Genomic DNA, 8,713 nt, shown 5'->3' with positions numbered 1-8,713 from the left:
GTATTTCCACCCCCGTCACTGCCGCCGTTATTGCTGCTGCTACCGCCACCACCGCCGCTTCCCCCTGCAGCAATAGCGATACCTGCACCCAGGGCAAGCACACCCAGCACAGCCCCCAGAACAGCAGGATCAAAATTCGAGGAGTCGATAAGCAACGCACCGACATCAGGAAGGGTCTCATAGGCGGGAACAATCGGAACAGCTCCCGCTGTCGCGCCGGTATCGATAAAAGCGGCGTGTTCGACAGGATGCTCACCATCATCGAAAATCAGTTCGCTGTGATGGCCTTTGCCATCTGTATCAAAGAAACTGTGATAGCGGACGGTGCGTCCGTCTTGCATGTGAATGATCAGATCATTCCCCACCCGCTCGTAGCGGGCGACGACATCGCGTGTCGCGTGCACGCGTATTATGCTGATTTGATTGAGAGTGACATCCTGGCTGGCGTTTGAGAGCTGGGAGATTACTGCACCATTAGTACGAGAAAGAACATCAATAACCACACTACCGTTCTGAGCCATGTTGTACCCCTGTTACGCCAGTTTTTGTCCATACACGCTAACGACCGCTCTTCCTTTTTCAGGCAAAAAGCGGTTCTGCGGGTAATGAAGACCATTAAGAAAAAATGGATAAACTTCCAACTGGTGTGAGGTAAGGCCACAAACAACAAAACAATCAAAAAAGTGCGGTTATTGCATGTAAATATTTTTTAGGGGCTTCGGTAAATCATCGTTTCGGCATTTTTTCCCGAAACTCCATAAGTTATATGCATGATTTGAGTTAAGTGCCATAAAAAGAAAACATCGTTAAGATTGAAATAATTCATTAAAGAAAGTCAAATCATCAGTTTAACAAATGTAAAATTTTGGTTTAATCATGGCTATTTACATTTATCTTCATAAAAAACAACGCAATCACTTATTACCCATACAAGATAAAAGGGATTATTAATAATAAAATCAATCAGGTGACGGCAAAGAAATTCATCAAATTGACTTACTGATTGTGTGATGGTCTTTGAGATTTCCTGGCGTCAGGGTATCCGGCAAGCACACAATTAAGACTATGCGCAATCACAGCACTTATGCTTTCTGCTAAAGTATCCGGCCAGTACGTTTGCGGGCGGTGAGTGGTTTAATTTTTTAAATGCAAAGGGATTTTCACGATATGTCTCACGACCCGATAACCACACCGCCCCCGCAGGAAATGATGGCTGAGCCCGTTTCGCAACCTGGCGTGGCACAACAACATGCTACGCGGCTTATTTTTCTGTTGTCAGGATTTGCAATGGCTGCCTGGGCACCGCTGGTGCCTTTCGTCAAATTGCGGCTGGAAATCAGTGACGGAACATTGGGGTTGCTGCTGTTATGCCTCGGGGCAGGTTCAACATTTTCGATGCCGCTGACCGGTTTCCTGACCAGTAAACTGGGGTGTAAAACGGTCATTCTGATCGCCAGTTCACTGTTGTTGTTGTCCCTCCCATTGCTGACACTCATGAACAGCACTGCCGGAATGGCGCTAATTCTTCTGGTCTTCGGGGCCGCCATCGGCATGATTGATGTCGCGATGAACGTTCATGCCGTTGTGGTTGAGAAAGCCAGTGGCCGTGCGATGATGTCGGGCTTTCACGGTTTTTTCAGCATGGGCAGTATTTTTGGGGCGCTTGCTGTAACCGGCCTGTTATTCCTCGGACTGTCGCCGTTTCAGTCAGTAATGCTGGTCGTGGTTTTACTGGCAATTCTGGTGATATTTACCTGCCCGCATCTGTGGCGCGAAACGCGTCATGAGGGTGACGGACCGATATTTGTTCTGCCCCGCGGCTGGGTTGTGCTGCTGGGGATTTTATGTTTTGTGATGTTCATGACCGAAGGGTCGATGCTGGACTGGGGCGCGTTGTTCCTTACCACCGAACGCGGTGTGTCAGCGCATCAGGCCGGTCTCGGTTACGCCGTTTTCTCCGTCGCGATGACGGCCGGACGTCTGACCGGTGATCGCATCATCAGCATATTGGGTCGTTATAAAGTGCTGATGTATGGCAGCCTGTTTTCAAGCCTCGGTCTGATTTTACTGACCACCGTCGATAATCTGTGGGTCGCGGGCCTGGGTTTTGTCATGATTGGATTTGGCGCGTCAAATCTGGTACCGATCATGTTCAGCGCGGCAGGCAATCAGACCTCCATGCCAGCAGGAATGGCTATCGCTTCCGTGACAACGCTGGGCTATGCCGGTATTTTAGCGGGTCCGGCGCTGATTGGTTTTATCGCGCAAGTCAGCAGCTTATCTGTAGCATTAGGGTGCGTTGCGGCAACGATGTTGTGTGTCACTGTTTGTGCAAAAACCGTCGTCCGCTAAAAGCGTCATAACAAGAATGAAGGGAAAAACTCATCATCATGGCTGGTAAATATTTATCGCTGACATCAACCAATATCACGCGATTCTTTTGGTTGTTCATTTTACTGCTGGCGCTGGGGCTTGGCCTTTACGGATATAACTACACCAATGCTTATCTGAAAGACAAACTGCTCACGGTACAAAATACCGCAGATTTACTGCAAAAGCGCATCGATAAGTACCGCTACATGACCTACCAGATTTACGACAATTTCACGGGTCAGCCGATGTCTGCGGAGGCCGTCAATGCACAGGAAATCCGCCTGCGCCAGGACATGTATTTTGTTTCCAAATCTCACAAGAAAACCGATGCGCTGATTTTCGGTACTCATGACAGCTCCACCCTGGATTTAACCCTGAAAATTTCATCCTTCCTGGATGACCAGTGGGGTTCAACAACTCATCCTTATTCGCTCTATTACCTGAACGGTCAGGACAACAGTATGTTGCTGATCACCACAGTGCCGCTTGAGCAGCAGGATTCCCGCCTGAAAGAAAACTATTTCACCAGCACGCTGCAGTCACGCCGTGCCGAAATGTTACAGCAGGCAAACACCCTGGATGAGCGTGAAAGTTATTCTCCCCTGCGCAAATCGCGCCAGAGCAACGACTATTCTTTCTCCCTGCGCACCACCTTTAATAATCCGGGTCATCTGGCGACCGTGATTGCCTTCGATTTACCGATGAGTGATCTGATCCCTTCCGGCATGGCGAGGGATAATTTCCAGCTTAATGGCAACACCACGGCGGTAAATGAAGGTGATCCGACCGACGATAATACGGCAGCCAGCAGCATTATGATGCAGGGATGGTCGCTGGTGTTTGATGTGCCGCTGAGCAATTCACCGCTGTCACTGACCTACCATGTGCCGCTGTTTGGCCTGGTGGTTGATCTTGCACACAATAACTTCTGGCTGATCCTGATCAACGTGTTCCTGATCGGGCTGGCGATGATCAGCATCTATTTCATTCGCCACCAGTACATCCGCCCGAGCGAGAATATGGCGGCACAATTGCAAATGCAGCAGGCACTGAATCAGGAAATCATTTCGGGTCTGCCGCTGGGTTTGCTGGTGTATAACTTCAGCAATCACAGCGTGATCCTCAGCAATAAAATTGCCGACCAGTTATTGCCGCACCTGAGCCTGAACAAAATTGCCAATATGGCCGAACAGCATCACGGCACGATACAGGCGACCGTCAATAACGAAGTCTATGAAATCCGAATGATCCGCAGTCAGATATCGCCGGAAACTTACCTGTTTATGCTCCACGATCAGGATAAAGAAGTGATGGTGAACCGCACGCTGCAACAGGCCAAACGTGAGTTTGAGAAGAACCTGCAGGCACGCAAACTGATGCTGCATAACCTGGGCATTGAGCTGAATCAGCCCTTGCAGGAACTGAACGGGCTGGCCGTAGCTCTGGTGGAAGAACAGAAGCCGGAAACACGTCAGACGCTGGAAGGCAAACTACTGAATGAATCGCGCAATGCGCTGACGCTGGTCGATAACATTACACTGCTGACCCGACTGGAAACCCAGGACTGGCAACCGGCAAGTGATAGGTACGTGCTTTCAGCCATGGTAGACGAGTTGTTGCTTGAGGCCCTTCCCCGTCTGACTCAGAAAGGCCTCGGGTTACTGAATCATTTCCAGATAGCCCCTGAAGCGGCCTTTATCGGCGATATGCAGGCGGTGAAGAAAATTCTGTCTCTGTTGCTCGACTACGCCATCGTTACAACCTCACTGGGCAAGGTAACCCTGACCAGCGAACAGGACGAAGATCGCCCGGATCAGTTGATTTTCCACATAAACGATACGGGTAGCGGAATTTCCAAAGAAGAACTGAGTAATCTGAATTATCCTTTCCTTAGTCAGACGTTAGTCGATCGCTTTAACCATGGCTCCGGGCTGACATTCTTCCTGTGTAACCAGCTGTGCAAAAAACTGGGTGGCCAGCTGGAAATCCGCAGCAAGCTTAATATCGGCACACGCTATACTGTGCGTATAAAACAACGTCAGGAAGCGCAGGAAGTCGAAGCAGAACACGAAAAATTACTGACTGATGTGACGGTATTACTCGATATCACATCAGATGAAGTTCGCGGTATTGTGACCCGGACCATGAACGCCTACGGTGCGGTGTGCATCGTGGCTGACGACAGGCTGGCCGCGCGGGAATATGATGTTTTACTGACAGATAACCCGCAAAACAGTGACCAATTTACCCTGCTGCTGACCGACGATGAGTCGGGATTACAGCAGCTTGAAAAGCATTATATTCGCGTCAATTACAACATCAGCAGTGCGCTGATCGACGCAACATTACTGTTAATCGAACAGCAATTTTCTGTATCCGATGACAGTGTTTCACCCGAAGAACCCGGCGAAAACTCTCTCGACCATTATGAAAAGCAGCTAAAATCAAGCGATTACTATCAGCTTTTCGTTGAGACAGTACCGGAAGATCTTGAGAAACTGTATAATGAAAACCAGCGCCGTGATTTCACATCACTTTCCCAAACAGCACATCGTCTCAAGGGGGTGTTCGCCATGCTGAACCTGACCCCAGGCAAGCAAATGTGTGAATCGTTAGAACAATACATCGCAGATGGCGATGTTTTACAGATTACTGAAACCATCAATCACATTGATTCTTTTGTCTCCAGACTGCTCCAGCAAGGTAGCTAATCACATGAATAATATGAACGTAATTATTGCTGATGACCATCCTATCGTCCTGTTTGGTATTCGTAAGTCCCTTGAACAAATTGAATGGGTGAATGTTGTAGGCGAGTTCGAAGACTCAACTGCACTGGTTAACAGCTTAAGCAAGCTTGATGCTCACGTGCTGATCACGGACCTGTCCATGCCGGGCGATAAATTCGGCGACGGCATCACCTTGATCAAATACATCAAGCGTCATTACCCGCAGTTATCCATCATTGTTCTGACCATGAACAATAACCCGGCGATCCTGAGTTCTGTGCTGGATCTGGATATCGAAGGGATTGTCCTCAAGCAAGGCGCGCCCACCGACCTGCCGAAGGCACTGGCCGCATTGCAGAAAGGCAAAAAATTCACGCCGGACAGCGTGGCGAAATTGCTGGAAAAAATCAGCGCTAATGGTTACGGCGACAAACGTCTGTCTCCGAAGGAAAGCGAAGTTCTGCGTTTGTTTGCAGAAGGCTTCCTGGTCACTGAGATTGCCAAAAAGCTGAACCGCAGCATCAAAACCATCAGCAGCCAGAAGAAATCTGCGATGTTGAAACTGGGCGTGGAAAACGATATCGCCCTGCTGAACTATCTGTCTTCTGTCAGTTCCCAGCCGGTGGATAAAGACTGATATTTAAGAAGGTTATGTTACTTCAGTTGTAAAAAAGGCACCGAGCGGTGCCTTTTTATTGTCCACTTTCCGCCCGCAGGATTAGCGTTTCTTACGTACCAGCGCGCTGTAAAAACTGAGCGTATCACGCAGCGTCTCCAGCGTAACCGGTTTGGATAAACAGTTATCCATTCCCGCCTCAAGACAACGCTGACGCTGTTCCGCCAGCGCGTTCGCGGTAACGCCGATCACCGGTAAAGTGTGGCCAAGTTCACGCAGTTTTGCCGTCAGCCCGTAACCGTCAAGACGCGGCATATTGACGTCGCTGAGCACAATATCAATTTCGTGTGCACGCATGGCATCCAGTGCGTCAATCCCGTCATTCGCCGTTATCACGACATACCCCATTGTGCCCAGCTGGTCCGCCAGAAGGCGACGGTTGATCGGATGATCATCCACGACCAGCAATGTGATATCGCTGTAATCCTGCGCCACAGCGGCTTCCGGCGCTGCACAGCCCTCTTCTTCCGGTGTCGTATCAAGGCGATAAATCCGGTTGAGCAGTGCGGTGATTTCCAGCGGGGTCGAGGTGCTGTGAACCCAGTAACCTGGCCGCGTTTCGACGGGCGGCCCGATATGGTCGATGGAGAATTCAATTTGTGCGGCCAGTTCGCCCTTATGGATCAGCGGCGTATCGGTGATCAAGACATCTTCCCGCTGGCTTTGCAGCTCCGGCTCGCAGCGCTGAACATTCGCGCCGTGATAGCGCATCAGTTGCATCAGGTAGCTTTCCAGATAAGCATTGCGCACATCCAGCCAGACCGTTTTGTCCTGCCAGTGATCCAGCGGTTCACCCGACGGAAACGTGGCATTGTAAAGCGGAATACGCACCGTGAACGAGCTGCCGAGTCCCGGTTCTGACTCTACCTCGATATCGCCATCCATCAGGTTAATCAGCTTTTCACAGATAGCCAGCCCCAGCCCGGTGCCCTGGAAATGACGCTGCACACCGGTCCCCACCTGGAAGAACGGATCAAACAGGCGCGTGATTTCCCGCTCAGGAATACCGACGCCGGTATCGCGCACCTGAAACTCAAGATAGTTACCGCAGGTTCTGACATTCAGAACGATGCATCCGGTATCGGTAAATTTAATCGCATTGTTAAGAATGTTGGAGATGACCTGTTGCAACCTTACCGGATCGCCATTGAACGACAGCGGCACGTTATGTTCGATAAAGCAGTAAAGCCCCAGACGCTTTTTAACCACCAGCGGCAGATAGTTACCGGCAATATGAGTGATCACTTCACGGCAGGAGAATTCCTGCGGCTCGATCTTCAGTTGCTCGGATTCAATTTTGGAGAAATCGAGAATATCGCTGATGATTTTCAGCAGCAGCGCCGACGAGTTATTCATCGCCGTCACCAGACGGTCCACCCCCTGAGGCAACCCTTGCGTTTGCAGTAAGTCCAGGTTGCCGATGATGCCGTAAAGCGGTGTGCGTAATTCATGGCTGACGGTCGCCAGGAACATCGATTTCGACTGGCTGGCCTGCTCGGCCGCATTGGCCATTTCCTGCAATGACTCTTCCATTTTCACGCGCGCACTGACGTCGATCAGCACACAAATCGCCACATCTTCATTACGGTAGCGTGAATGGACGAAACTCAGTTGAATATTGTTATTGTTCTTGGTAATGACATCGACAAAATTCGTCTGTTGATCGCAGATGATTCGGGTAATACGCTGCCGGTCTTCCTGAGTCAGCATACTGATGTAATTGTGCGCCAGTTCATTACTGAGGATGTTAACCCCATCGCTGATACGCAAAATGGAAATGCCGACCGGCGCTGAGGCCACGATTTTGTGATTGAACTGTTCATGTTCCTCAAGCCGGAATGCGTTTTCCTCGGCCGGTAAAAACATCTTGCGCTCAAACACCCAGGCCAGGATGAACAACAACAAACCGGAGAAAATATTCAATAACACAGCATTAAAAATCAGGATCTTAAACCGGTCAATCACTGTATTAAACGGCATTGAATACACCACACTCAGCGAGGACGGTGTCAGCGGTTTTTTATAAACCAAATCTTTGTAGCCATTGACATACCCGAAGAATGAACTGTCCTGCGGATAACCCTCCGGGGCGCTAGCGGAATGCTCGTCCTCGGAAATCTCCAGCAGAGGCTGATCGTCTTCATCGAGTAAGGTAACCGCAGTGTGCTGAGAATTCGGATTCAATAAATCTTCAGCCCGCAGATTTTGCTGAATCCCCATCAGCGCTTCGAGTTTATTGCCCACATAAATCGGGGTCAGCACATACAGATTTCCGGAATCTTTACTGCCGGACTGCGACACCCAGTACAGACTGTTTTCTTTAGCTTTGCTCTTCGCATTGCGATATTGCAGGATTTTTTCATGTAAGGATTTCAACTGTTCCTGGCTTTCGCGCTCGAACGGTTCATTGCTGATCCCAAAATCAACCAGACATAAATTCTCGCCGCTGATGAAGAACACACGATTGAGATCGTAGGCGTCGGAAAAGTTATCTTTCCAGTAATGGATCATGTTGCCCAACGAAGCCAGCGAATTACGGTAGCTGTCATTAATCCCGGAACAATCGGACTCAGGGAACAAGGCGAGATAAGTGGGCGCCGTGTTCTTCGTGCTGATAATGCCATTGATGATATCCAGCCCGTTCATCGACGCGCTCAGGCGATTCTCAGCCATGAACTTAATGCTGTGCATCACATCATTGGAGTTCTTAATGTAACTCTGCGCCAGATCGTAATTGAGGTTATCCTCATCGCGGATCTCGGACTCTTTGTTGTGGAAAATATTCAGCACATAAAAGGTGGTCAGCAGCACCCCCAGCGTCCACAACATAAGCGCCAGCACCCGGAAAAGATAACGGGAGATTCTTAACGTTGTGCGAAACGAAGCAAGATATTTCAAAGATTAACCATTAGCAAAGCGGCTCAGTGAGCGGAAT

The 8,713-nt window shown here is 49.6% G+C and carries 5 protein-coding genes; 3 read left to right on the top strand and 2 right to left on the bottom strand.

All coding sequences use genetic code 11. From position 1 onward, the window contains the following. Window positions 1-521, bottom strand: a 521-nt coding sequence (locus EVX52_RS17800) for a BapA prefix-like domain-containing protein (protein ID WP_129991777.1), incomplete at its 3' end; no start/stop codon positions are given. A gap of 688 nt (window positions 522-1,209) precedes the next feature. On the opposite strand from EVX52_RS17800, the gene EVX52_RS17795 reads away from it, so the two are divergent. Genes EVX52_RS17795 through rcsB form a run of 3 tightly spaced genes read left to right on the top strand, consistent with a single transcriptional unit; the run spans window position 1,210 to window position 5,739 of the window. After that, window positions 1,210-2,352: an MFS transporter gene (locus EVX52_RS17795; RefSeq protein ID WP_370278356.1), complete on the top strand. Its 1,143-nt coding sequence runs from the start codon at window positions 1,210-1,212 to the stop codon at window positions 2,350-2,352. Window positions 2,353-2,390: 38 nt separating this feature from the next. Further along, a complete protein-coding gene (gene rcsD / locus EVX52_RS17790; RefSeq protein WP_129952359.1) occupies window positions 2,391-5,084 on the top strand; it encodes a phosphotransferase RcsD in 2,694 nt (897 codons plus the stop codon). A 4-nt stretch (window positions 5,085-5,088) separates the two neighbouring features. After that, window positions 5,089-5,739: a response regulator transcription factor RcsB gene (rcsB, locus tag EVX52_RS17785; protein WP_013574620.1), complete on the top strand. Its 651-nt coding sequence runs from the start codon at window positions 5,089-5,091 to the stop codon at window positions 5,737-5,739. Window positions 5,740-5,820: 81 nt separating this feature from the next. Here rcsB and rcsC read toward each other — a convergent pair whose 3' ends face one another. Further along, window positions 5,821-8,676 (bottom strand): two-component system sensor histidine kinase RcsC, encoded by a 2,856-nt coding sequence (rcsC, locus tag EVX52_RS17780; protein ID WP_129952358.1) that lies wholly within the window; start codon window positions 8,674-8,676, stop codon window positions 5,821-5,823. Window positions 8,677-8,713: the final 37 nt, after the last annotated feature.

The organism is Rahnella sp. CFA14(1/10) (assembly GCF_004195095.1).
Classification (GTDB): Bacteria; Pseudomonadota; Gammaproteobacteria; order Enterobacterales; family Enterobacteriaceae; genus Rahnella; species Rahnella perminowiae.
This window is presented reverse-complemented; position numbering and strand designations above follow the sequence as displayed.